Origin of the sequence: Nocardia sp. NPDC051750 (assembly GCF_044453135.1) — a bacterium.
Taxonomy (GTDB): Bacteria; Actinomycetota; Actinomycetes; order Mycobacteriales; family Mycobacteriaceae; genus Nocardia.
Genome location: NZ_JBITCK010000003.1, coordinates 478,375 through 501,246, shown reverse-complemented (window position 1 = coordinate 501,246; position 22,872 = coordinate 478,375). Strand labels below are relative to the sequence as shown.

Annotated in this window: 24 protein-coding genes and 1 riboswitch; of the genes, 6 read left to right on the top strand and 18 right to left on the bottom strand. The window is 68.7% G+C overall.

Going from position 1 to position 22,872, the window contains the following annotated elements; all coding sequences use genetic code 11:
* Positions 1–33: 33 nt before the first annotated feature.
* The gene (locus tag ACIA75_RS15990; RefSeq protein ID WP_397104368.1) at positions 34–1,131 is read right to left on the bottom strand and encodes a DUF4185 domain-containing protein; all 1,098 of its coding nucleotides are present in this window, start codon (positions 1,129–1,131) and stop codon (positions 34–36) included.
* Between the two features lie 71 nt (positions 1,132–1,202).
* Positions 1,203–1,901, bottom strand: a complete 699-nt coding sequence (locus tag ACIA75_RS15985) for a class I SAM-dependent methyltransferase (protein WP_397104366.1) — start codon at positions 1,899–1,901, stop codon at positions 1,203–1,205.
* A 458-nt stretch (positions 1,902–2,359) separates the two neighbouring features.
* On the opposite strand from ACIA75_RS15985, the gene ACIA75_RS15980 reads away from it, so the two are divergent.
* Positions 2,360–3,115, top strand: coding sequence for an MHYT domain-containing protein (locus tag ACIA75_RS15980; RefSeq protein ID WP_397104364.1), 756 nt, complete (start codon positions 2,360–2,362; stop codon positions 3,113–3,115).
* 18 nt (positions 3,116–3,133) lie between these two features.
* Here ACIA75_RS15980 and ACIA75_RS15975 read toward each other — a convergent pair whose 3' ends face one another.
* From ACIA75_RS15975 to ACIA75_RS15940, 8 genes are all read right to left on the bottom strand, one after another.
* A complete protein-coding gene (locus tag ACIA75_RS15975) occupies positions 3,134–3,622 on the bottom strand; it encodes a DUF1269 domain-containing protein (RefSeq protein WP_397104362.1) in 489 nt (162 codons plus the stop codon).
* A 113-nt stretch (positions 3,623–3,735) separates the two neighbouring features.
* Positions 3,736–4,392 (bottom strand): GAP family protein, encoded by a 657-nt coding sequence (locus ACIA75_RS15970; RefSeq protein ID WP_397104360.1) that lies wholly within the window; start codon positions 4,390–4,392, stop codon positions 3,736–3,738.
* A gap of 82 nt (positions 4,393–4,474) precedes the next feature.
* Positions 4,475–4,795: an SHOCT domain-containing protein gene (locus tag ACIA75_RS15965; protein ID WP_397104358.1), complete on the bottom strand. Its 321-nt coding sequence runs from the start codon at positions 4,793–4,795 to the stop codon at positions 4,475–4,477.
* A gap of 11 nt (positions 4,796–4,806) precedes the next feature.
* A complete protein-coding gene (locus ACIA75_RS15960; RefSeq protein ID WP_397104356.1) occupies positions 4,807–5,232 on the bottom strand; it encodes a DUF6325 family protein in 426 nt (141 codons plus the stop codon).
* 93 nt (positions 5,233–5,325) lie between these two features.
* Positions 5,326–5,739: a hypothetical protein gene (locus tag ACIA75_RS15955; RefSeq protein ID WP_397104354.1), complete on the bottom strand. Its 414-nt coding sequence runs from the start codon at positions 5,737–5,739 to the stop codon at positions 5,326–5,328.
* Between the two features lie 87 nt (positions 5,740–5,826).
* Positions 5,827–6,792 carry a TIGR00341 family protein gene (locus ACIA75_RS15950; RefSeq protein ID WP_397104352.1) on the bottom strand — a complete coding sequence of 322 codons (966 nt, stop codon included), beginning with the start codon at positions 6,790–6,792 and terminating at the stop codon, positions 5,827–5,829.
* Between the two features lie 314 nt (positions 6,793–7,106).
* Complete coding sequence (locus ACIA75_RS15945) at positions 7,107–7,751, bottom strand: hypothetical protein (RefSeq protein WP_397104350.1); 645 nt, start codon at positions 7,749–7,751, stop codon at positions 7,107–7,109.
* On the bottom strand, positions 7,727–8,782 hold the full coding sequence (locus ACIA75_RS15940) for a SulP family inorganic anion transporter (protein ID WP_397104348.1): 1,056 nt from the start codon (positions 8,780–8,782) through the stop codon (positions 7,727–7,729). The genes ACIA75_RS15945 and ACIA75_RS15940 overlap by 25 nt, the downstream gene beginning before the upstream one ends.
* Before the next feature lie 421 nt (positions 8,783–9,203).
* On the opposite strand from ACIA75_RS15940, the gene ACIA75_RS15935 reads away from it, so the two are divergent.
* On the top strand, positions 9,204–9,437 hold the full coding sequence (locus ACIA75_RS15935) for a hypothetical protein (protein ID WP_397104346.1): 234 nt from the start codon (positions 9,204–9,206) through the stop codon (positions 9,435–9,437).
* Positions 9,438–9,474: 37 nt separating this feature from the next.
* Here ACIA75_RS15935 and ACIA75_RS15930 read toward each other — a convergent pair whose 3' ends face one another.
* Positions 9,475–10,326: a hypothetical protein gene (locus tag ACIA75_RS15930; RefSeq protein ID WP_397104344.1), complete on the bottom strand. Its 852-nt coding sequence runs from the start codon at positions 10,324–10,326 to the stop codon at positions 9,475–9,477.
* Positions 10,327–10,688: 362 nt separating this feature from the next.
* Between ACIA75_RS15930 and ACIA75_RS15925 the strand changes: the two genes are divergently transcribed.
* The gene (locus tag ACIA75_RS15925) at positions 10,689–11,630 is read left to right on the top strand and encodes a phosphatase PAP2 family protein (RefSeq protein ID WP_397104342.1); all 942 of its coding nucleotides are present in this window, start codon (positions 10,689–10,691) and stop codon (positions 11,628–11,630) included.
* Positions 11,631–11,646: 16 nt separating this feature from the next.
* Here ACIA75_RS15925 and ACIA75_RS15920 read toward each other — a convergent pair whose 3' ends face one another.
* A complete protein-coding gene (locus tag ACIA75_RS15920; protein ID WP_397104340.1) occupies positions 11,647–12,267 on the bottom strand; it encodes a TetR/AcrR family transcriptional regulator in 621 nt (206 codons plus the stop codon).
* 103 nt (positions 12,268–12,370) lie between these two features.
* Here ACIA75_RS15920 and ACIA75_RS15915 point away from each other — a divergent pair, with 103 nt between their 5' ends.
* Genes ACIA75_RS15915 through ACIA75_RS15905 form a run of 3 tightly spaced genes read left to right on the top strand, consistent with a single transcriptional unit; the run spans position 12,371 to position 14,500 of the window.
* Complete coding sequence (locus tag ACIA75_RS15915) at positions 12,371–13,183, top strand: SDR family NAD(P)-dependent oxidoreductase (protein ID WP_397104338.1); 813 nt, start codon at positions 12,371–12,373, stop codon at positions 13,181–13,183.
* Positions 13,180–14,007, top strand: a complete 828-nt coding sequence (locus tag ACIA75_RS15910; RefSeq protein ID WP_397104336.1) for a TIGR03619 family F420-dependent LLM class oxidoreductase — start codon at positions 13,180–13,182, stop codon at positions 14,005–14,007. The genes ACIA75_RS15915 and ACIA75_RS15910 overlap by 4 nt, the downstream gene beginning before the upstream one ends.
* A 22-nt stretch (positions 14,008–14,029) precedes the next feature.
* Positions 14,030–14,500: a nuclear transport factor 2 family protein gene (locus ACIA75_RS15905; protein WP_397104334.1), complete on the top strand. Its 471-nt coding sequence runs from the start codon at positions 14,030–14,032 to the stop codon at positions 14,498–14,500.
* A gap of 222 nt (positions 14,501–14,722) precedes the next feature.
* Here ACIA75_RS15905 and ACIA75_RS15900 read toward each other — a convergent pair whose 3' ends face one another.
* From ACIA75_RS15900 to ACIA75_RS15875, 6 genes are all read right to left on the bottom strand, one after another.
* On the bottom strand, positions 14,723–16,270 hold the full coding sequence (locus ACIA75_RS15900; RefSeq protein WP_397104332.1) for an acyl-CoA carboxylase subunit beta: 1,548 nt from the start codon (positions 16,268–16,270) through the stop codon (positions 14,723–14,725).
* 347 nt (positions 16,271–16,617) lie between these two features.
* Positions 16,618–18,210: an ABC transporter ATP-binding protein gene (locus ACIA75_RS15895; RefSeq protein WP_397104330.1), complete on the bottom strand. Its 1,593-nt coding sequence runs from the start codon at positions 18,208–18,210 to the stop codon at positions 16,618–16,620.
* Complete coding sequence (locus ACIA75_RS15890; protein WP_397104328.1) at positions 18,203–19,027, bottom strand: ABC transporter permease; 825 nt, start codon at positions 19,025–19,027, stop codon at positions 18,203–18,205. The genes ACIA75_RS15895 and ACIA75_RS15890 overlap by 8 nt, the downstream gene beginning before the upstream one ends.
* A complete protein-coding gene (locus ACIA75_RS15885; protein ID WP_397104326.1) occupies positions 19,024–19,986 on the bottom strand; it encodes an ABC transporter permease in 963 nt (320 codons plus the stop codon). Before ACIA75_RS15885 ends, ACIA75_RS15890 begins: the two co-directional genes overlap by 4 nt.
* Before the next feature lie 7 nt (positions 19,987–19,993).
* Entirely contained in the window at positions 19,994–20,761 is a 768-nt protein-coding gene (locus ACIA75_RS15880) for a class I SAM-dependent methyltransferase (RefSeq protein WP_397104324.1), read from the bottom strand.
* Positions 20,758–22,284 (bottom strand): ABC transporter substrate-binding protein, encoded by a 1,527-nt coding sequence (locus tag ACIA75_RS15875; RefSeq protein WP_397104322.1) that lies wholly within the window; start codon positions 22,282–22,284, stop codon positions 20,758–20,760. The genes ACIA75_RS15880 and ACIA75_RS15875 overlap by 4 nt, the downstream gene beginning before the upstream one ends.
* A gap of 107 nt (positions 22,285–22,391) precedes the next feature.
* A riboswitch (cobalamin riboswitch) is annotated at positions 22,392–22,529 on the bottom strand.
* Positions 22,530–22,872: the final 343 nt, after the last annotated feature.

The following is a 22,872-nucleotide window of genomic DNA, read 5'->3' as shown; positions in this document are numbered from 1 at the left end:
CGGTAGCGCCCGCGTCCTGCCGACCTACCACGGTCAGGCGGACAGGCCCGTCCACTGGGTGGCGGCGTAGGGACGGGCGCCTTCGATGCCGTTCCAGCGGCTGATCAGCAGGGTCAGGTTCGACGGTGAGGGGGACCCTGGGTGGATGTAGCCCCCGTAGGGGTTGGGCAGCTGTGGTTTACCCCGGTGTGACGGGAGGTGCGCATGGTCGTGCACCACTTGTATTTTCTCCGCCGACCACGGTGCGTCGGGGCGGGGGGCCGTACGGGTTTTGATGCTCAGGTCGGCGCAGTCGAAGTACGCCATCACGTAGGCCGAACCGATACGTTTCACGGAAAGCTCACCGATACCGTTGCCGGGGCCGAAGATCGGGGTGGCGGGATATCGGCTCGCCGGGTACCAGCCCCATTCCCCGTCGACGTGGGCCCAGTTCTGCTGGGCGGCGAAATCGCCGCGGCGGAAATCGGCGGGGTCGTAACGGAAGAGCTGGATGTGGCCGTGGTCGAACCGATAGTGGTGGCTGCCGTTCCAGCGTTTGGCGAAGATGTAGAGGTAGCCGTCGGGATCGATCCCGGCGAACGTCCACATCCCGTAGGGGTTTCCGTCGGTGCCGAGCGCTTGACCGTCCCAGTGGTGGTCGAAGTCGTGCCAGGTGGCGCCCTGATCATCGGAGTAGGCGACCCCGGAGAATGCGGAGCCGTCGACCGCGGAGTCCGGGGGAACCCACGTGTGGACCGAGGTGTACTGGACGAGGGTGCGGCCGTCGATCTCGATGGCGTCGTTCGGGATACGGGAAACCTCCGTGACGCCGAATCCGTTGTCCGCGTTGTGCGCGTAGTCGAACAGTTGCCGGGCCGGACCCGCAGCGGGCACCGGCCGGCCGAATTCGATGGGGCGGGCGCCGGAGGCGTCGAAGGTTTCCTGGGTCAGGATCAGCGGGGAGCCGAGATAGCCACCGGTCTGCGCCGGACCTCGCCAGCAATCGCCCCAGACGTAGCCCCAGGTGTCGTCGTGGGCGCGGTGGTACGGGATACACAGGTCACCCGATCCGAGCCCGCAGGCGCTCGCCGAGTCGGCGGGGTCGTCGCACAGCAGGGTGCCGTTCTGTGGAAATTGTTCGGTACTCGGCATCCCCACGAGCGTACGTGCCGGCCGGACCGGCGATCCACCACAACCGGCCGACCCGCCCGGGCCCGGTTGTGTCAGTCCAGATGTGCCGACAGCAACCAGGCGGGTATCGACTTGCGGCCGTTGGGCTCGTCGCGCAGGCCCTCGAACCGGAACATGGGGCTGTCGACCAGGGCATCCAGCCCGGCGGGCAGCTTGCCGTGGATTCGCGCCGGTTCTATCTCGTCGATCGCCCAGTACTTCGAGACCACGTCGCGGAGTTCGTCGGCGGTGACCGGGGAGGGACCGGGCCCGGGCGTTTCCGGCATGGCGGCCCGGTCGAAGACCAGGGCGAAATACGAGGCGCCCGGGGCGGCGGCACGCACGATGGATTGCAGGTAGCTCTCCCGGGACTCGACCGGGATCGAATGGAACAGCGTGCTGTCGACAATGGTGCCGAAGCGGCCGTCGTAGCCGGTGAACGAGGTGATATCGGCGACCTCGAAGGAGGCACCGGTCAGCCCGCGGCGGGCGGCTTCGGTGCGGGCCGATTCGATCGCGGTCGGCGCGAGGTCCAGGCCCACCGTGGTGAAGCCCTGTTCGGCGAGGTACAGCGAGATCGCGCCCTCGCCGCATCCGGCGTCGAGGATTTCGCCGTGGAATCGGCCCTGCTGGATCAGCGCGGCGAGCGCGGGCTGAGGTTCGCCGATACTCCACGGCGCGGTGGCGCCGGGCCCGAACGGGCCGCCGCCACGGTAGACGTCTTCGAATTCGAACTCACCCGGTGTGGTCATTCCCCACGACTATCAGCCGGATCCGCGGATGTACATGTAACCGGGTACCGAGTCATCGGCCGAGGCGGGAGTCCGGTACGCGGGCGCTCTCCGCAAGCACGGAGCGGCCACAGTTATGTATCGGTTATCGCCGGGTCGCGCGAATTCCGCCGCTCCGGATCCGCGGTCGAATCCGGGTCGCCCGGCCTCTCCCGAGAGCGTCCGCGTACCCGTTCACCCACGCCGAAACATCCCAGGAATATCGCATTTCCAGTGATTCTTCCGAGAAGGAATCGCAACGATCCGGGCAATCGAATCGAGCAGGAGGAGAACGCACGATTGCGTAAACACCGCGTCGCACACGGCAAATGTGACCGAAACCACGGGAACTCGGGCAAACAATCAGCACACATCGCCGATCCGCCTGTCGTACTGTCGATCTCGACGAACTGGCTCCGGAACACCCGGCACGACCTTGGATGGACATGCTTCACCTCGAACATTTCGCACTGGGCTGGCTGACGCCCGTGCTGGCATATTTCCTCTCGGTCACCGGGTGTGCCATCGGATTGCAATGCACCAAACAGGCCCGCCGCGGGCGGCGCCGGCTCGGCTGGCTGGCCATGGCCGCGATCGCCCTCGGCGGTACCGGGATCTGGGTCATGCATTTCGTTGCGATGCTCGGTTTTTCGATCGAAGGCGCACAGATCCGATTCGATGTTCCCCTCACCGTCCTGAGCGCGGTCCTCTCGATCGGGGTGGTCGGTATCGGCCTGTTCCTGGTGAGCTCCCCCGGCTCCGGACTGGTGACCCTGCTGAGCGGTGGTGTGATCACCGGCCTCGGGATCGGGGCCATGCACTACACCGGAATGTTCGCCATGCAGACCGACGCCCATATCGGTTACGACCCGGCGCGCGTGGCACTTTCGCTGGTGATCGCCACCGTCGCCGCGACGGCGACGCTCTGGTTCAGCCTGCACTCCTGGGGGATCGTATCGACACTGTGCGCCGCATTCGTGCTGGCCGCGGCGGTGGCGACCATGCACTACACGGGTATGTCCGCCATGCACGCCCACGCCGTTCCCGGTACCGCGGAACCGCAGGGTGCCGAGGCTCTGGAGGTACTCGGCCCGCTGCTCGGCGCGATCAGCGTCGTCACCGTCGGCCTCCTCATCGGCATCAGTATGACGCTGTCGGATCCGCACCGGTCGCCGGCGCCCGAGCGGACACACTGACCGTGCACGGGCCCTCTGTCACTCGGCGAACGCCCGGCGCAGCTTCGCTTCCTGTTCGTGCGAGAGGTTGGTCGAGATCAATTCGGGGCTCTGACCGCGGAATTCGTCGTGCACCCGGTCCAATACCGCATTCGAGGTGAGGACGAACAACGCCGAGGTACCCGGGGTGATCCGGTCCCGCAACTCCTTGATGAACTTGTCGTCGATCCCGATATCGGTCAGCGCCCCCGCCACCGCCCCCATCCCTGCGCCGACGACGGCACCGACCAGCGGGATGAAGAACAGGATCCCGAACAGCAGGCCCCAGAAGGTGCCCCCCAGCGCCCCGATACCGGGCAGATTGTGCAGTTGCCGCGTTTTCGGCTTATGTGCCTCCGCGGGCCAGCTCACGACCGCGGCATCGTGCAGGGTGATGAGTTTCCGGCGGCGCAGGTCCTGCAGGGTGGCGACAGCGGTGTCGGCTCCGGTCTCGGTCGGAAACTTCCATACGGTCAAGGTTCCAGCCACGGCGGCCTCCTCGATTCGACGACGCTGCCCGGTCGACGGTACCGACGGCAACGGTGTGCGGACTCATGCCTCACGGGTGAATCCGGCTGCCACGCAGACCGGTCCGGCGCGGTTCACCCGAGCCCACCCACACCTTTGCCGAACACCGCCGCACCCATGATCAGCAGAACGATCGCCATGACCAGGTGGTTGTTGGCCTGCAGCCAGTCCTTGACGGTGGCCAGAGCGCCGGATATGCGATCGGCCGCTACCAGATACCCGACCACCGGCACCAGCACCGACGCGGCAGCGAGCACCGTGAAGACCACCAGTGCCACGATATCGCCGCCGACGCCGAGCCCGCCATTCCCGATGGTGACCCCGGCGGACACACACAGCAGCAAATTCTTGGGGTTGACGGCCGACAACACCACCCCGAGGCCCGCGGCCTTCCCGAAGGTGAACTCGTCGATCGCCCGCATCCATTCCGGGGTGGCGGTATCGGCGCGGGAACGCCACTGCGTGAAAGCCAGCACGATCAACGCGACGCCGAGAACGATCTCGATCCACGCCGCGGCTGTCCCACCGCCGGAACCGGAGCCGAGCGATCCCGCGATCACGGTCACGATCGCTGTCACCACGAGAATGCCCGCAACCCAACCCGTTCCGAAGCCGGGCCCGGCGACGCGGGCATTGCGGGACAACACCATCAGCACGACCGCGACAATGGGGATCGGCGAGATCGCCACACCGACCGCCAGCGGTAGCAGGTCGCCGATCACCGCGCCCATGACGCAATCCTCACGACTCGACGGCCCCGCTCCGCGCCGGATGCCGGGCGATCACGGCACCGCCTCCCGCCCACCTGCCCGGTCAACCGAGCAGTTGCCGTTTGGCCGCGGCGAATTCGTCGTCGGACAGCACACCGGAGGCATGGAGTTCGCCCAGTTGGTGCAGTTTGCCGACGAGGTCCGCCGATTCCGTCTCCGCCGGGGAAGGCACCGGTTGGGCGTACTGCTGCGGAGGTGGCGGCGGCGCTTGTTGTGCGGCGTAGGCCTGGCTCTCCGTCGCCCGCCGTTGTGCGTGGCGATCGACAGCATTCGCCGTCGCGCGCGCCGTACCCGCCACCACCGCGGTGCGGGCGACCGTGCCGAGCAGCCCCGGCCTGCCGATCCGTCCTGCGCGGAACACCATGGGAGTCCTCCTTACCGAGTCGCCGACAATGCCGCCGCGACGGCGTCGCGGGGTATCTGCACGTGCAGGGCGACCTCGCCGCCGGCGCCGCGCACGGTCCCGGCCATCGACCGGGCCCAGGTCTCCTCGTAGGCGATCACGACCGCCGAGGTGCCCGGCTCCATCGCGGCCCGCACGATATCGAGGTCCTCGTCGCTGACCAGGCCACGGGAATCCACGGTGAGCCCGTCGAGCCCGATATCGGTCAGCGATTCGTCGACTTCGACCTGGCGCAGGCCCCCACTGTCGTCCATCGTCAGATAGATGAGATCGAGCACGGTGACGTAACCGCGGTCCACCACATCCGCCAGCGCGGCCGTCACCGACCGGTCGATCCGTTCACCGGGAAAGGAGAGAACGACCAGTTCTACCGGGCCGAGATCCGATGCGTAGGTCATAGCGTCATCCTGCGGGCCGGGCGCAAGGCCGGCATCACCCACGGCGGATGAGGTCGCCCGTGCACCGCCGCCGAACCGCAACCGGCCTGTCTGTCAGCGCGGAGCCGGCCGCCAGGTGGTGACGGCCCAGATCACCACGATGTCCAGGGCGATCACCACAATCGACCACCACGGGTAGTAGGGGAGCCACAGAAAGTTGCCGATGATCGAGAGCGCCGCGAGAAATACCGCGGTGACCCGCGCCCAGACCGCACCCGCCAGCAATCCGACGGCGGCGATCACGATCAGCGCCCCCACCACGATATGCACCCAGCCCCAGGTCGTGGTGTCCAATCGGTAGAGATAGTCGGTGCCGTCGACGAACAGGTCATCGGAGGCTACGGCGGAACCACCGGCGAAAATGGACAGAACCCCTACGGTGAGCAGCAGAACCGCCACCCCGATGGAGGTCACCGCGGCTACTCCCTGCGAGACCGGGTTGCGCTGCGTACCTGTCGTATGGGTCATCGAGTCTCCTCATCCGATTCCTGGTGGACCAGATATGCCCTATCCGCAGCGCCGCCGCGTCACCCGAATCGGATGAAGTCGCGGGCGCTAGTTCGCGATCCGGCTGCCGACCGTATGCACGATCACGACCTGGGGATGCCAGGGCACCAGGTCGTGCACCGATTGTTCGAGGCTGCCGACCGGTGGCAGCTCACCCGGCGACAGCACCTGGATCGTCGCGGTATCGGATTGCAACGTGACATCGGTGACCTGCGCGCCGGGGACATCGGCCAGCCAGTTGCGGGTCGCGTCGGCGATCTGGTCGGCCCACAGCGAGGACAGGGAGTTCACCACCATCGGGACGGCCACCACGATCAGCCCGGCCGCCAGGATCGCGTAGGCACGGCCGCGCCGCCGGGCTCCGGCGCCGGCTTCGGCCGGATAGCCGGTGATCACCAGGACCACCGTGGCGGTGATGATCATGGCGACCATATTCGACGCGAACAGGACGAACGCGCCCAGCGCCAGCCCCGGCGCGCTCGAACCCAGGCAGACCCCCACGACGGCCAACGGCGGCACCAGCGAGATCGCGATGGCCACACCGGGCAGGACATCGCCGACATCGCGCCGGATGATGGCCACGACACCCACCAGCCCGGTGGCCAGCGCCGCGGTGAGATCCATCAGTTTCGGCGAGGTACGGCCGATCACCTGGGAATTCGACAGCACATTCGTCGGATTGGGCAGCACCTGCGCGAAGAGGAACCCGACCAGCACGACCAGCACGATGCCGGCCAGCACGAGCAGCAGGCTGCGCGCGACGAGTTCCGCGCGACCCGTGGCGATCCCGAGCCCGACGCCGAGGATCGGCACCGACAGCGGCGCGACGATCATCGCGCCGATCACGGTCGCGGTCGAATCACCGATCACCCCGGACGCGGCGATGATGCCGGACAGGGTCAGCATGATCCAGAAGGCGGACCGTTTCGTGGTCGTTTCACCGGTTCCCAGATCGAGCCGGTCGGTGAGCTCGTCGAGCGTCCGCCGTTGACGTGCGGGGACCAACAGTGACATGGCTGCCCTCGATCCGGTTCATCGCGACGCGCGAGCGGCGGCGGACCCGGCCGCCGCTCCGGGGCGCGGGTGGTGCGTGCCGACCTGCCCGAGTATTCGTCGATTGTGCCCACCGGCCCCCTCGGCGAGCCTCATCCTCGACGGGTGAACCGGGCGGGCGCGCGGAGGTCGGCCAGTACACACGGCCGGCCGCGAGACGAGCCCGGTACTCGGCGACCGGGCCGCCCCGCTGGAGCAGGTCCATGAGACCCCGTGCGACTCGGACACACGGATCAACGGGAACGGGACGAACCATCGGCAGCGCCGGGTCCCGCTCAGGTATCCGGTTCGCGGAGATGGACCCTGGCTTCCGCATAGGCGGCCAGCGTCGACTCCCCGATCGTCGCGGTCGCCGGGAAGAATTCGACCCGCACACCCTGCCCGTCCAGTAGCTCGTCGGTCCACCGCTCCCGGATCCGGGGATCGACCCCACTGAGGTACAGGGCGCCGCCGGCCGCGTCGAGCCGGCGCACATAGTCGCCGACCACCGTGAGGAAGGTCGCGCTCGCCGTGGTCCGGCCGCGCAACCGCAAGATCACGATCGGGGAACGCGCACCCGCGGGGTCGGGAAGGTTGGCCTGCAAAGTCCGGGCACCGGCATAGAAGAGACTTCCGTACACGTCGAGGATGACGATCTGGTGGTCGGCGAGCCGGACGGGCGCGGGTACCTCGACCAGCTGCCCGTTCGCGACTCGCAGCCGGACCACTTTCAGGTCCAGTGCCTCACGGTTCAACTGCAGCATCAGCGAGAGCGCCACCCCGATACCCACTGCGGCGGTCACCGGCAGCAGCAGCGTGGCGAGAAACGTCGCCCCGAGCGCGATCCGCGAGGTCGAGCCGCTGCTCCAGATGGCGGTGAGACCGGCCGGGTCCAGCGCACCGGACGCCGCCACGATCAGGATCGCCGCCAGCGTCGGCATGGGCACCTTGCCGACCAGCGGAGCGAAGGCGACGAGAATCCCCAGCAACCACACCCCGGACAGGATCGCCGCGAGCGGGTGTGGGCCCCGGCCGTGGCGTTGAGCGCCGTCTGCCCGAGCGAGCCCCCGACCGGCATCCCGCGAAACAGTGCGGCGGCGAGACTTCCGATACCTTGGGCGGCGAAATCCCGGTTCGGATCGGTGGGTGAACCGTCCCGGTTCGGTACCGCCTGGGCCACGCCGGCACCCTGGACGAGCACGATGACGCTGACCGCGGCCGCTCCGCCGAGCAACGAGGGTGTCAGCGCGGCCAGATCGGGAAGGTGCGGCCAGGGAAATCCCTTCGGGATCGCGCCGGCATCGGCGACCCGGGTCACCGAATCCCAGCCGAATCCGATCATGAGCGCGGTGGGGAACACCAGGGCGGCGAGCGCCGCGAACAAGCGCAGCCGGGTCCGGGCCAGTACGAGGAGAAGCCCGAGCGCGAACAGCCCGACCACCAGGGACGGAATATCGATCTCGCCCGGATGGCGGACCACGTACACGGCTTTCAGCAGTGCGATGGACGAATCCGCCGAGACCCCGGCCAGCTGCGCCAGCTGCCCGAAGACGATATTCGCCGCGATCCCGGCCAGGAAGCCGGTCATCACCGAATGGGAGACGAACCGGGTGTAGCGGCCCAGCCGCAGGATCGAGGCCGCGATCATGACACAGCCCGCGAACAGTGTCAGCAGGATGAGTGCGGCAGATCGCTGCTCGGGCGCGACCGCGGTCAACGCCGACCCCGCGGCCAGTGCCGACGCACTCGTCGCCGTCACCACCATCAACCGGGTGCTGGTGGCGAAACTGCCGAACAACCGGCCGCCCATACTGGCGTACAGTCCGTGCACCGGGCTCACCCCGGCCAGCGCCCCCGCCGCCATCCCGTCCGGCACACTGGCTACCGCACCGGACAAACCGGCGATCACATCGGCGCGCTGGATCCGCTCATCGGGCAGGACCCGGCGAATCCGCTGAAGTATTCGTTTCACGGCGGAACGACCCCCCGCCCGGCAGAGCGTGGCGGCGGTCCGGGCGGGTCCGCCGGCATCACATTCGACAGCACCCGGGTGCACCTGCCCGCACGTCCGGAAACGGCCCACCGGGGACTGCGAGTGCCCGCACCGCGCCGAACGACAGCTCCGCCGTTCCGGCGCCGAAATGCCCGGCTCCCGACACCACGGGCACAACCGCTGCTTCCCGACGATGCATGACGCCACGTTCGCGCACCACCGGCACCATCGCATCACCCGATGAGGGTGATCAACCCATCGGTGCCGACGGCCCCTGTGCGGGCACCACCCGCACGTCAGGGCGGTGTTTGCCCGGGTCGGCACCGGGTACGGCCTGCGATGACAGCTGATCGGCGGGATATCGACGACGCCGATCCGGAGCGCCACGAAAGGTAGAGCCATGGCCATCTGCGACACCTGCGGCAACGACTACGCCCGGACCTTCACCGTCAGCCGCGACGACCGGTCGTGGACCTTCGACAGTTTCGAATGCGCAGCGAGCGAACTGGCGCCGGTCTGCGCGCACTGCAGCTGCCGTGTACTCGGCCACGGTGTCGAGGCGGGCACACAGATATTCTGTTGTGCGCACTGCGCCCGCCGGGCGGGCCACGCATCCCTTGCCGACCACGCATAGCCGACGAGCGGTGTTCCCCGGCCGGGCACGAATACGATCATCCCAACCGCCGGCGTGCCCGTTCCAGCTCGGTGGTAGCGGCACGGACTTCCTGGCGCGCGGCGCGTTCGGCGTTGCGGGCGAACCGGTGCCGGTCCTCGGCCGCGGCGAGATCGGCACGCAGTTCCGCCACCCGCTCCTCGCTGCGCCGCAGGTCTTCGCCGGCCCGCCGGGCCTCCTGTTCGGCGGTGTCCACCGCGGTCACGGCCGCCTCCACCGCCGCCTGTAGTTCTTCGTTCCGCGCGCGCCCGGACTCCTCCTCGCCCTGCCCGCTCGGCGTTCGCTTCGCAGCACCCTTGCGTACTGCCGTTTTCGGTCGCGGTGTGGCGGATTCCGTATCGGCATCATCGTCTCGGACCACCGACAGGTCCGGCTCGACCGGCCCGAACCCCGCGTAGCTCGCCGCCGAGGCCAGAGTGGCGGTGCGCACCTTCTCGGCCACCTCCGGATCGGCGAGTGCGGCGGTCAGTGTCTCGCCGACCTGTCTCAGGACAGCGTCGGTCACCGGATGCCCGTGCTCGCCCGCTACCTCACCGGCGCGTCCGGCGAGTGCGTCGACCACCTGCCGGCGTTGCCGGGTCAGCACACGGAGCTGTTCACCGGACAGTTCCCGCTGGGCGGTGCGCAGCTCGTCGCCCAGTCGCAGCAATGCCTCCACCTCGCCGGGAGCCGCGCGCACCAGCATGTTCACCGCCCACGCCGCCACCGTCGGTTTGCGCAGCGCCCCAATATCGGCGGCCAGCTTCTTGTCCCCCGCCTCCTTGGCGGCCCGCGCCTGTTCGCTGCGCGCGGCGACGAATTCCCCCGGCATCCGCCCGTACAGGTCCGCGGCCACCTCGTCCAGGGTCATGCTGCCCGAGCCTTGTCCAGCCGGTCGTGCCTACCTCGGTGGCATCGCCTTTGCGGCAGGACGGGGTAGCACGATATGACGAAGACTTCGCCGGCACACCGAATCCCGAACGCAGCGGCGATCGACTTGCCGGGTGATGTAGTAGGACGTACCTCGGCCATTCGGAAAGGCTAGGCAGCTCGCCCGGTTTTTCCGGCCGGTTCGGCCGGTCTCACCCGTAATTTCGCCGAATCGGAACCCGCGGCGCCGTGCACGGCCCGTTCGCCCGCCTGTGAACTCCGGAGCAGACCGTCGTTCCATCGATATGTCACTTTCGGGTGGTCGGCCGTTCACCCGGCAGTCGACTGATGGAAACTGGGGAGATGGGTGCCCCCACTGTCGAGGCGCCGACCGGGCAACGGCCGCGCTGGCTGCTGCGCAGTAGTGTGTGGTCGGCCTATCTGCTGGCGTTGGCGGTTGTCACGGTCGTGTTCGGGCTGCCGACCGACCGCATCTATCAGGCGGTGTGGATCGTCATCGGGATCGCCGCCTTCACTCCGGATCGCCCGTGGCGCGAGCATGTGCGCACCCTGGTCGACTGGGTCCCGCTGATCGCCGCGCTGGTGGTCTACGACCACACCCGCGGTATCGCCAACACCCTCGGTATGCCGGTGCGGGTGGACGAACTGGTGACGGCGGAGAGCTGGTTGTTCGGCGGAACCGTTCCGACGGTGTGGCTACAGGAACAACTGATCCACGACGGCGAACGTCCCTGGTGGACCCTGCTCACCGGGATGGTCTACACCAGCCATTTCGTGGTGCCGTGGTTGATCGCGGCGATCTTCTACGTGCAGTCCCGGGAGCGCTGGTCGAAGTACATGCGCCGGATCGTGCTGCTGTCCTATCTCGGTCTGGTGACCTACGTCCTGCTGCCCGCCGCGCCCCCATGGTTCGCGGCCCGCGCCGGGGTGATCCCGGCCGAAATCCACCGCGGCACCGGGTTCGGTTTCCATCTGGTGTCGGTGGATGTCAGCAACGACTGGCTGGCGGCCCAGGGCAATCCGGTCGCCGCGCTGCCCTCGTTGCACGCTGCCTTCGCCCTGCTCGTGACCGTGGCCCTATGGCCACTGGCCCGGCGCTGGTGGTGGAAGGTCCCGCTGGCGCTCTTCCCCTTGGCGATGGCGTTCACGCTGGTCTACGGCGGCGAACACTATGTGGTGGACATCCTGGCCGGCTGGGCATACGTCGGATTGACCATCCTGCTCGCGCGCGCCTGGGAGCGCCGGCGCCGCCCCGCCGAGCCACCGGCGGAATCGCTGCCGTAACTGCCGACGGCGCCGGTCACTCTCGCATGCGGTCGTCGTTCGCCGGCACGGCGCTCCCCCAGGGAGCCAGCAGCAGCGTGCACGCCCGGCGCATATCGGCCGCCGCCTGCGCCGCGTCCAGCTGGCCCGCCGTGGCCCAGGTCATGATGCCGTAGGCGCTCTGTTCGGCCAGCCGGGCCAGCTGGTGATCACCGGCATCCGGTTCGGCGATACCGGCGACGGCAATGATCCGATCACGCATGGTGGTGTCGACCGCGATCGTCCCCGCCGACCGGACGGCGTTGACCGACACCAGCATCGCCCGGCCCAGCAGGGGGCGCCGGAGCAGCTGGGTGACAGCGTTCTCCAGGAAGTCGGCCACCGCGCCCACGGGATCACCGGGGTGCCCCGCCGGGGGCGGCAGCTCCGCGACCGCGGCCTCCAGAACTCCCGAATACAGGTGGTGTTTGGACGGGTAGTAGCGGTACAGCGTGCCGAGCGCGACCCCGGCCGCCGCGGCGACATCGGACATCTGAACGCGTTCCAGGCCCAGTTCACCGCCGAGGCGGGCGGCGACACGCAGGATGGCCCGTCGGCGGGCGTGCTGACTCGTGGTGGTCGGCCGGCCGGGTTCCCGCGGCTCCGCTATCCGTGGCACTGTGCACCTCCAAGGGAAAACTAGAATTCACTCTAGTATTTTTCCGGATCCGGTTGTAGAACTGGGTGAGGCCGGACCACGGACCTCGAACGGAGACACAGCTATGACCACCATCGACCCCGCGCGCTATGGCCCCTGGGCGGTGATCACCGGCGGCTCCGAGGGAGTCGGGCGGGCGATCGCCCTGCGACTCGCGCAGGCCGGCATCCACCTTCTGCTGGTGGCTCGCCGGGCCGGCCCCTTGGACGAGACAGCCGCGGAATGCCGGGCTCTGGGCGTGCAGGTCCGCACCCTCGCAACCGACCTGAGCAGCCCGGACGCGACCGCAGCGGTCCACGCCGCGGTCGCCGATGCCGAGGTCGGATTGCTGGTGCACAATGCGGGCGCCAATACGCACAGCGCCGATTTCCTGGACGGCGATCTCGCCGCCTTCCAGCAGGTGATAGACCTCAACATCACCACACCGCTGGCCCTGATCGCCGAATTCGGCGCCCCGATGCGCGCACGCGGGCGGGGCGGCATCGTGCTGGTGGGCTCTCTGGCGGGTTATCTGGGATCCCGGCGGCACACGGTGTACGGCGGAGTGAAGGCGTTCGGGCGGATCTTCGCCGAAAGCCTCTGGCTCGAACTCCGTGAACACGGCGTCGACGTCCTCGAACTGGTGCTCGGCGTCACCCGGACCCCGGCGATGGAGCGGGTCGGCCTCGATTTCGACATTCCGGGTATGCCGGTCTCCGAACCCGACGAGGTCGCGGCCGAAGGGCTCGCGGCACTCGGACAGGGCCCGGTGCATATCGTGGCCGCGCACGAAAAGCTGGCGCACCGCCGCAGCGATCCCGACCGCGCGGCCGCCGTGCTCGGCGCCGACCGGATGATGCGCCGCCTGATCGGGGCGGTCGAGGAGCGGCAGCCGTGAGGGTCGGCCTGTCCACCCCGATCGTGGTTCAGGTCCCGGGTGTCGCCTCATCCTGGGAAACCGAGGCCGGCCCCACCGAACTCGCGCGGATCGCCGAAACGGCCGATGCACTCGGCTTCGACCATCTGACCTGCTCCGAACATATCGCGGTACCCAACGCGGACGCCGCGACCCGCGGTGCCACCTACTGGGACCCCCTGGCCACACTGTCATATCTGGCTGCACGGACGACCCGGATCAGATTGGCGACCTCGGTCGTCGTTCTCGGCTACCACCACCCGCTCGCCTTGGCCAAACGCTACGGAACACTCGACCGGCTCAGCGGCGGCCGGGTGGTCCTGGGTGTGGGCGTCGGCTCGTTACGCGCCGAATTCGATCTGCTCGCGGCCGAATGGCCGGACCGCGGCGCTGCCGCCGACCGCGACCTCGCCGAGTTACGTGCCGCGTGGGGGCGGCGCGAAGTCGGCGACTTCGTCGTCGATCCGCACGCGATATCGACGACCGTGCCGCTCTGGGTCGGCGGCCGCACCCGCCGCTCCCTGCGCCGCGCCGTAGAACTGGGCACCGGCTGGGTCCCGTTCGGTCTTTCGGCGGCCGATACCGCTGCCTATCTGCGGGACGTGACTCCCCCGCCCGGTTTCGAGGTGGTGCTGAACCCGGGTCGCGCAGTCGACCCGGAAGGCGATCCCGCGGGCACCCGCCGCCGACTGAGCCGGCTACGCGACAGCGGCGCGACCGTGGTCAATTGTTCCCTGCACGCCACCGATATCGACCACTACTGCGCGCAACTCGCGGCACTGCACCTCGCGGCCGCACAGCTCTGATGGACAGCACGGAAGGACCGGTATGGACGACGAACGACTGAACCGCTTGGAAGAACGGATCCGCCGCCTGGAGGACGAGGTCGAGATCACCCGCCTGGTGGCGGCCTACGGCCCGTTCGTCGATGCCGGCGACGCCGCGGCAGTGGCGGAACTGTGGACCGAGGACGGCGAATACGACGTGGAGGGCTGGCATATGCGCGGCCGTCCGGAGATCCGGGCGATGGTCGAATCCGATGCGCACCGATCGCTGATCGAGGCCGGTTGCACGCATTTCCTCGGACCGGCGCACGTCGTCGTCGACGGCGACGCGGCATCGGCCGTCTGCGAATCGCTCCTGGTGCGCCGCCGCGACGACGGCTACCGGGTGTGGCGGGCGGGCGCGAACAGATTCGAACTCGCCCGCACACCGGACGGCTGGAAGATAACCCGGCGCGTCACCCGCGCCCTCACCGGCGGTGCGGAGGCCCGCGACCTGCTCCGGCCAGCCGGATAGCCGGAAGCAGCGCCATGCGGCCCTCCGGCAGGTGCAGCCGGGTCCGGCAGCACCTGCCCGTTTCCGTCGGGCCAGGGCCCTCACGGCCCATCACGACGCCGAGTCATCGAGTGCGCTCGAGCTGATGCTGAGAACAGGCGAAGCGCTCGGAGGAGCGCGGCGGTCGCGTTGCCCTTGGTCATTTGCCCGGGGATCCGCGGCAGCCTGGCCGACAGCGGACCGCTACAGCGGCATGAGGTGGTGTTTGCGCGGGCCGTGCCGGACGGTTTTGTCCCGGAGCAGGCGCAGCGCTTTGCGGAGCTCCAATCGGGTGTGGGCCGGTTCGATCACCGCGTCGATATATCCGCGTTCGGCGGCGGTCCACGGCGTGGCGACCGCGGCATTGTAGAAATCGACCATCTGCTGTCGCAGTGCCGGCCGTTCGTCGTCCGGCGCGGCGGCGAGCTGCCGGCGTTGGGTCAGGCCGACCGCCGCCTCGGCGCCCATGACGGCGATACGCGCGGTCGGCCAGGCGAGATTGATATCGCCGCCCAGCTGTTTACAGCCCATGACCGCGTAACCGCCCCCGTACGCCTTGCGCACCACCACGGTGACGATCGGCACCGTCGCCTCGACCACGGCGTAGAAGAACCGGCCGCCCCGTTTGATGACGCCGATCTTCTCCTCCTCGACGCCGGGCAGGACGCCCGGCGTATCGACCACGAAAACCAGCGGTATCCCGAACGCGTTGCAGAGCCGGATGAAATGCGCTGCCTTGTCCGAGCCGCGCGCATCGATCGCGCCGCTGTACACCTGCGGCTGGTTGGCCACCACACCGACACTACGGCCGTCGACGCGAGCGAATCCGGTGATCATGTTCCGGGCCGCGCCGTCACCGATCTCGTGGAACTGACCGTCGTCGAATATCCGGAGCAGCACCTCGTACATGTCGTAGCCCGCCCGGTCGGAATCCGGGATGAGGGTATCGAGTTCGCGATCGGAGCCGGTCAGCTCGGGTTCGAGACCCGGGTTGATCAGCGGCCCCTGTGCGAAGCAGTTCGACGGCAGGAAACTCAGATACGAGCGCACCCAGGCGAATGCCGCCGCCTCGTCCTTCGCGACATGATGGATGTTGCCGTTGCGGGCCTGGTTGAACGCACCGCCTAGTTCCTCGAGCGTGATCTCTTCGCCGGTGGTCTCACGGATGATCTCGGGACCGGTCACGAACATATGGGCGGATTCGGTCGCGACCAGGACATCGGTGTTGATCGGCGAGTACACCGCACCCGCGGCGCATTTCCCGAGCATCACCGATACCTGCGGGACCACCCCCGACAATCCCAGTTGCCGCCGGCTCATCGCGGCGTACCAGGCGAGCGAGGTCACCGCGTCCTGCACCCGGGCGCCACCGGAATCGTTGATCGCCACGAACGGGCAGCCGATCTCGGCAGCGAAATCCATGGCCTTGGCGACCTTCCGCCCGAACATCTCGCCAACCGACCCGCCGAACACCGTCTGATCATGGGCGATCACCACGGCCGGGCGACCGTCGATCGTGCCGTGACCGGTGACCACGCCGTCGCCGTAGAGGCTGTCGGCGGCGCCGGGTTGCCGGACCAGGGCCCCGATCTCGACGAAAGTGCCCGCGTCCAGGAGCATGGCGATCCGTTCGCGAGGGCTGGGAATGCCCTTGGCCGCGCGTTTGGCGATACCGGCCGAGCCCGCCGGTTCCTGTGCGACTGCCAGAGTTTCGCGCAGTTGCTTCAGTTTCGCAGCGGTCGTCGTCTCCACGGTCCACGCCCTTCGTCGTTTCCGGCCGAGCTCTCGATTGTGCTGTGTCCGAGCGACACCGGCCGTGACAGGCGAGGGCACAACGATGTGCGCCGCAATGGACTTTCCGGCATATCGTCTACTGCGGGACACCGCGCACCGGCGCCGAGCTATCAACAAAGGAGTGGCTGTGCGCTCGAAGAATGGACGAACCCCACGATCGTAGCGCCCACCGAGCAAATCAGCGGGCCCGGGTGGCGTGGACCGACACCGGGGATGCGCCCGCACATCCGGCAACCGCCGATGCCTGCCCGGGCGCCCGCGGATCGAAAGGGCCCGATCCGGGTCGGCACGCTGCGTTTCCCCGATCACCGCGGGCCGGAACCGAAACGGCGCCGCAAGGCTGATCGGGCGGGGCCCGCGGGCAGTTCCCGCGCGGACCGGATCACGCTCATCGGCGAAGTACCCGACTGCGCGACGTGATCGACCCCGTCGGCGTGGACGAGCCGGGAAAGAACCCCTGTACCGGTACGGTTCGACAACTCGCCGGGTGTGCCGTTCTCCGCGATCCGTCCACCGTCGAGGACCGCGATCCGGTCCGCCCGGTCCAGTTGACTGCGCAAATCGTGGCTGATCCACAGCACCGCGGCGCCGCTGGTACGCCGGTAGTCGTCGAGGTGGTCGAGAATCATTGCCGCGGTAGGTCTGTCGAGCGCGGTGGTCACTTCGTCGCACAGCAGCACCCGGGGACGGGCCAGCAGCGCACGAGCCAGCGCGGTACGTTGCAGCTGCCCGCCGGAGAGCCCCGCGGGAAGGCGCGCCGCCTGCGCCCGGGCGATTCCGAGGCCGGCCAGCAGCTCCGTGGCGGCGGCGCGGGCCTGTGCCCGGTCCATCCCGCGGAGCCGGATACCCGTGGCGGCGACCTGGTCGAGAATATCGCGGTGCGCATCGAAGGATGCCGCGGATTCCTGCCAGACGTACTGGATTCCGGCGATCTGGCGCCGCGCCCGCCGACGCAGTACCGGCAGCGTTTCACCCCCCACACGGATCTCCCCCGCGTCCGGCCGGGCGAGCCCCGCGATACACCGGGCGAGCGTCGACTTGCCCGCGCCCGATATACCGATGAGCCCGAGCATCTCCCCCGGGTGCAGGTCCAAGTCGAGATCACGCAGGATCGGTGCCCGCCGCGGCCCGACGGTGAGGCCACGGACCTGCAGGACCGGGTCGGTACGCGATCGCGGGCGCGCGGCGGGGCGCTCGGCTCGGTCGAGATCTCCCGGAGCGGGCGGAACCAGCCTTCCGTCACGGACGAACACTGTGTCGTCGCTGAGCCGGTCGACTACGAACGGGTCGTGAGTGACCAGCACAACGCCTTTTCCGGCGCTTCGCAGGCCACGGAGACCGGTCAGCAGCGACGCCCGGGCGAGCGAATCGAGACCCACTGTCGGTTCGTCGACCACCAGTACATCGGGTTCGGACACCAGCACCTGCGCCAGCGCCAGCCGGGCTCGCTCGCCACCGGAGAACTCGAAGGGGAACTTGCGCAATGCCCGGTCGAGATCGTGCTCGTCGATATCGATCGCCGCGGCGGCGAGTACCCGGGCGATCCGCTCCCGCCGCCCGGCCACGCCCAGCCGGCCCCGTCCGCGGCGCCGGTGCTGTATCGCGACCAATTCGCCCAGCGCCGCGCCGATCCGCCGGGCCGGATTGAGCGTCGACGCGGCATGCTGTGGAAGGTAGCCGACCCGGATATCACCGGACCGGCGGATATCACCGGACAATTCGATCCCCGGGCGATCCTCGCCGGCCACGGCCGCGGCGATCGTCGTCTTACCGGCGCCGGACGGGCCGAACAGCGTGAGGATCCGCCCCGGTTCGATATCGAATCCGATATCACTCAGGATTGTCGTATCCCCGGCACGGGCACTCAGACCGCGGACCGAGATCAGTGGCTCAGGCATCTCGGCCCGTCCGCCGGGCACCGGCCGCCGCGATACTGCGCGGATCCGACAGCAGATCATCGACCAGCAGGTTCGTCCCGACCACCAGGAGCACGATGAGCGCGCCCGGCAGCACCACCGACCACGGCGCGATCATCAACGCGTCCTTGTTGGCCGCGACCGATACCGCCCAGTCGGTGGAGGTGGTGTCGAAACCGAGGCCGAGGAAATTCGCCGAGGCGAGAAAGTAGACGGCCGCGGTGAACCGCACCCCGAAATCCGCGGCGAGCGGCCGCGCCGTCTCCCGCACCGCGTAGCGACCGTACCGGTAGGCGCGGCTTTCCCCCTGCATCCGCAGCGCATCCATCACCGGTCCGTGCACCACACCGGCGGCGGCCATCCGGACGAATCGCGCGATCGGCGCCACCAACGCGAGACCGATCGCGCAGGCGATCGCCACCGCCGAACCGCGGGTGTGCAGGGCCGCCACCATGATGATCAGCAGCGACGGAATACAGAGCAGCACATCCACCGGGCGCATGAGCAGATCGTCCAGCCAGGCCCGGGTCGCGGCGGCCGCCGCGACCCCGATGAAGAAGCCGACGAGATAGGCCCCCAGTACGGTGACCAGTCCCGTCACGAGGAAGGTTTGCCCGCCGGTCAGCGCGGCGGCCAGCACATCCCGGCCCAGCCGGTCGGTGCCGAACGGCGACCACGGTGACGGCCCGAACGGTATCGACCGCTCGCCGGGCGCGCCGCGGGCGAGCAGCGGGCCGGCCAGCGCGAACAGCAGCGGCACCGCGACCAGCGCCGCATAGATCCACCGCCGGGCGGTCATCGCCGCACCTGCGCCGCCGCGCGTGGATTCATCCAGTACCCGGTCAGATCGATCACCGCGTTGACGACGATGGCGATCACCCCGGTGATGGCGACGATCGCGAGAATTACCGGTTCGTCCCGGTTGCCGATGGCGCCGATCAGTTCCGAGGCGATCCCCGGCATCGCGAAAACTGCCTCCACGATAAGGACTCCGGACAGCAGTCCGTCACCGGTCCGGCCCAGCTCCTGCATTGCCGGCGCCAGCGCGTTGGGCGCCACATGCCGGGCCAGCAGCGACACCCGGGACACTCCCAGCCGCCGCGCCTGCGCGATATAGGGCTGGTCCAGCACGTCGATCACACCGGCGCGAATCAGCCGCACCAGCGGCGCGGCCACCCGCGCAACGGTGACGACCAGCGGTAACACCAGATACTCGGGCCGGTCCACGAGGGTGGACAGATCCGCGCCCAGGAATGTCGCGGGCAGCAGATCGAGCCGCAGCGAGACGACGGTCACCAGGAGAACGGCCAGCACGAAATCGGGTATCGAATCGAATCCGATACTGATCGAGGTGATCACGCGATCCCGCGCCGAACCCGGTCGCAGACCCGCCGCGAACCCTGCGACCACCGCGACCGGCACCAGCACCAGCAGCGCCGATACGGCCAGCAATCCGGTGACCAGGAACGGGCTGGTGATCACCGATCCGACATCGGCACTGCCGGCATAGGAGGTCCCGAAATCGCCACGCGCCGCGTGCCCCAGCCAGTCGAGGAACCTGGTCACCGGCGAGACGTCCAGCCCGAGCAGATGCCGTGCGTTCTGCTGCTGCGCCGCGCTCAGGACGGTGTTGTTCTGGACATCGGCGGCATCACCGGGCAGCAGCAGCGACAGCGCGAAGACCAGCACGAGCAAGACGACCAGCTGGCCCACGCCGATCCCGGCCCGGCGCAGGAACAACCGCGCTCCCGGTGTCACCGACCGGTCACCGGATACCCACTACGACGCGGTCGTCACCGTACTGCCAGACCGTTCCCGCTTCGGCGAAACCGGCGTCCCGCGCGAACGCGAGGTAGTCGTGGGCGGTGGGCCGATCGTGGACCTTGTGCTCGAATCCGCCGTCCCGCAACCGGACCAGTCCGGCGAGTTCGGGAGCATCCTCGACCGCCGCCCACCACGCGGACCAGTCCTCGGCCTCCGCGGTACCGCACCGCTGCGCCCGGCGTGCGGTCAGCGTCCGGCCCAGGGCGTCCAGCCGGGGGCCGTCCGGTCCCTCGTACAGGTGATCTCCGTTGACGAATACTCCGCCGGGTGCGAGTGCGTCGGCGCACGTCCGGATCAGTGCCCGCAACGGTTCCCGGTTCATCCAGTGCAGCGCGGTGGTGCTCACGAAGGCGTCCGGAGTGCGTGTCAGGCCCAGCGCCTCACACCATCCCGGTGCACGGAGATCAGCGAAAACCGTGCGGAACCGCGGTGAGCCGTGGACGGCCTCGGCGAGAGCCAGCAGTAGCGGGTCGGCGTCGACACCGACGATCACCGAGCCCGGAAACCGGTCCAGCAGCCGCTCGGAGAGCGTGCCCGGCCCCACTCCCAGATCGACGATCAGCGGGTCCGGCCGGTCGAGCAGTTCGGACAGCACCTCCCCGATCACCTCGAACCGCGCTTCCCGGTCGGGCATATAGCGTTCCTGCTGCCGATCCCAGCGGTCCAGCCAGTAGCGCGCCCGCGCGGGATCGAGTTCGGCCCCCGTCATCGGACCCGCACCTGATCGAAACGCGCCCAGTCGTGGGAGTTCGGCACGGCCGTGGGGAGCCGGTCGAACCGCTCCCCCGCCGCGCTGTGCCAATTCGTGGTTGCGAAGAATATGAAACCGCCTCGGTCGTGCAGTATTTCGTGCATGGTCCGATATTTTTCCGCGCGAGCCTCCGGGCTCCGGGTGGCCTGGGCGGTGGCGTAGAGCCGGTCGAACTCCGGGTCGGACCATTTCGTGCGATTCTGCGGCGCCCCCGTCAGCAACCGGGAGGCGAAGTGGTTGGGAATCGGCAGCGGCCCCGACTGCCCCATCGTGAGATGCCCGGTCTCCAGCGCGTCGGTGTAGTAGCTGTCCTTGGAACCCAGCACCACGTTCACCCGCACCCCGCAGGCCGCGGCCTGATCGGCGAAAAGTCGTGCCGCCTCGACGAACCCGTAGGCGACGGGCGCGGTGAACAGGTCGAAGGACAGGTCACGCACACCGGCGCGGCGCAGCAGCCTGCCGACTTCGTCGGGATCGTATTCGTGCTGGGGCAAGTCGGCGTAGTACTGGTAGCCCTTGCCGAATACGTCGTTGGAGATCTCCCCCTGCCCCTGGAGTGCCACCTTCAGCAGTTCGGCCCGGTCGACCATCCGCATCACCGCACGGCGCACATCGGGGTTGTCGAACGGCGGGCGATCGGTTTTCATAGCGAAGAAATAGATGCCGCTGTGGGGTGTGGAGACCACCGATATCCCGGGCCGCCCCTGCAGGGTCCGGGCCGCGGAGGGGGTGAGGTTGTCGGCGTAGTCGATCTCGCCGCCCTGTACCGCGTTCACCCGCGCGTCCGCCTCCGCGCTGACTATCCGCAGCGCGCCGATCTCCGGGGCACCGCCCCAATAGTGCTCGTTGCGGACGGCGGTGAACTGCCGGCCGGCCTCGAACGACTCGAAGACGAACGGGCCGGTCCCCACCGGCCTGCGGAAATCGGTGGCGCCGTCCGGCACGACCTTGGTCCCGTAGACCGATAACGCGATGAGGAACTCGAAAGACGGTTGTTTCAAGGCGATCTCGACCGTCCGGTCGTCGACCGCCCGGCAGCCGGGCAGATCGACCTGGTCCAGCGAGGACGCGGCGATGAACGGGCGCTGCGGCGCCGGCCCGAGCACCCGGGACAGGGTGTAGAGCACATCGCGCGCGGTGAACTGCTTCCCGTCGTGCCACCGCGCGTCGCGCAGCGCGATCCGCCAGTGGGTGCCGTCGGCGTTCGGCTCACCCGATTCCGCGAGGCGCGGAATCGGCGCCATCGCCGAATCGACCTCGAACAACCCGTCGTACACCGCCTTCATCCGGGCTTCGTCGATGAACAGCGTATTCACGCCCGGATCGATCCCCTCGCCGGCGCCCGACCCCTGGAAGGCCGCGGTGAACGTATCCGATGCGGCGCCACCGCCGCTCCCGCATCCAACGGCCAGCGCACCCGCTGTCACCGCACTGCCCACCAGGAACGATCGGCGACTCAACGCCAGTGGTGCACCACGCATATCCGACTCCCGTCGCGTCAGGCGGTTCACGCGACACGGATATGCGAAACCGGCCGCGCTGTGCGGCGGCCGGTTCGGCGTATCGATCAATACCCACGTGATCATCACCGTTTCAGTACTTCATCCGCAGGTATCTGGCTTCGGCTCGCGAACGAACCTCACAGTTGCGGGACAGCCCCGGACTCGCACCGGTCTTCCCTGTGGACCTCGCAGACATTACCGAAGCGCCGGGCCGGGAACCATACCCACCGAAGTCCCCGGCTGCCCGGTGCCGGCCGGAGCGTCCTCGATCGGATCGCACACGGCAGTTCGAGACCCGATATGCGTACCGCCGCGCGGCCGTGCGCTCTACGCGTACCTCCGCGCTCACTTCGGCCATGCGCTCACTGAGCACCTCGGCGTTCACTCCGGCCATGCCTTCGCGGCGGACCTCCGACTCCGCTCCCGCTATACGCTCGCGGCGGACCCTCGAATCCGCTCCGGCCATGCGTTCCGTGCGGACCGCGGCATTCGCTCCGGCGGCGCGCTCTCTACGTACCTCCGCACACGTTCCGTCGCGCGCTCGTTGTGATTCGCACCATGTGACCC

Coding starts and splice junctions, on each gene's coding strand:
- ACIA75_RS15880 (WP_397104324.1), bottom strand. CDS start 20,761: ATGACGGGGGCCGAACTCGATCCCGCGCGGGCGCGCTACTGGCTGGAC.
- ACIA75_RS15965 (WP_397104358.1), bottom strand. CDS start 4,795: ATGGTGTTCCGCGCAGGACGGATCGGCAGGCCGGGGCTGCTCGGCACG.
- ACIA75_RS15925 (WP_397104342.1), top strand. CDS start 10,689: ATGGGTGCCCCCACTGTCGAGGCGCCGACCGGGCAACGGCCGCGCTGG.
- ACIA75_RS15960 (WP_397104356.1), bottom strand. CDS start 5,232: ATGACCTACGCATCGGATCTCGGCCCGGTAGAACTGGTCGTTCTCTCC.
- ACIA75_RS15990 (WP_397104368.1), bottom strand. CDS start 1,131: ATGCCGAGTACCGAACAATTTCCACAGAACGGCACCCTGCTGTGCGAC.
- ACIA75_RS15985 (WP_397104366.1), bottom strand. CDS start 1,901: ATGACCACACCGGGTGAGTTCGAATTCGAAGACGTCTACCGTGGCGGC.
- ACIA75_RS15895 (WP_397104330.1), bottom strand. CDS start 18,210: ATGCCTGAGCCACTGATCTCGGTCCGCGGTCTGAGTGCCCGTGCCGGG.
- ACIA75_RS15950 (WP_397104352.1), bottom strand. CDS start 6,792: ATGTCACTGTTGGTCCCCGCACGTCAACGGCGGACGCTCGACGAGCTC.
- ACIA75_RS15930 (WP_397104344.1), bottom strand. CDS start 10,326: ATGACCCTGGACGAGGTGGCCGCGGACCTGTACGGGCGGATGCCGGGG.
- ACIA75_RS15980 (WP_397104364.1), top strand. CDS start 2,360: ATGGACATGCTTCACCTCGAACATTTCGCACTGGGCTGGCTGACGCCC.
- ACIA75_RS15905 (WP_397104334.1), top strand. CDS start 14,030: ATGGACGACGAACGACTGAACCGCTTGGAAGAACGGATCCGCCGCCTG.
- ACIA75_RS15945 (WP_397104350.1), bottom strand. CDS start 7,751: ATGCCGACGCTGGCGGCGATCCTGATCGTGGCGGCGTCCGGTGCGCTG.
- ACIA75_RS15955 (WP_397104354.1), bottom strand. CDS start 5,739: ATGACCCATACGACAGGTACGCAGCGCAACCCGGTCTCGCAGGGAGTA.
- ACIA75_RS15875 (WP_397104322.1), bottom strand. CDS start 22,284: ATGCGTGGTGCACCACTGGCGTTGAGTCGCCGATCGTTCCTGGTGGGC.
- ACIA75_RS15890 (WP_397104328.1), bottom strand. CDS start 19,027: ATGACCGCCCGGCGGTGGATCTATGCGGCGCTGGTCGCGGTGCCGCTG.
- ACIA75_RS15915 (WP_397104338.1), top strand. CDS start 12,371: ATGACCACCATCGACCCCGCGCGCTATGGCCCCTGGGCGGTGATCACC.
- ACIA75_RS15935 (WP_397104346.1), top strand. CDS start 9,204: ATGGCCATCTGCGACACCTGCGGCAACGACTACGCCCGGACCTTCACC.
- ACIA75_RS15970 (WP_397104360.1), bottom strand. CDS start 4,392: ATGGGCGCGGTGATCGGCGACCTGCTACCGCTGGCGGTCGGTGTGGCG.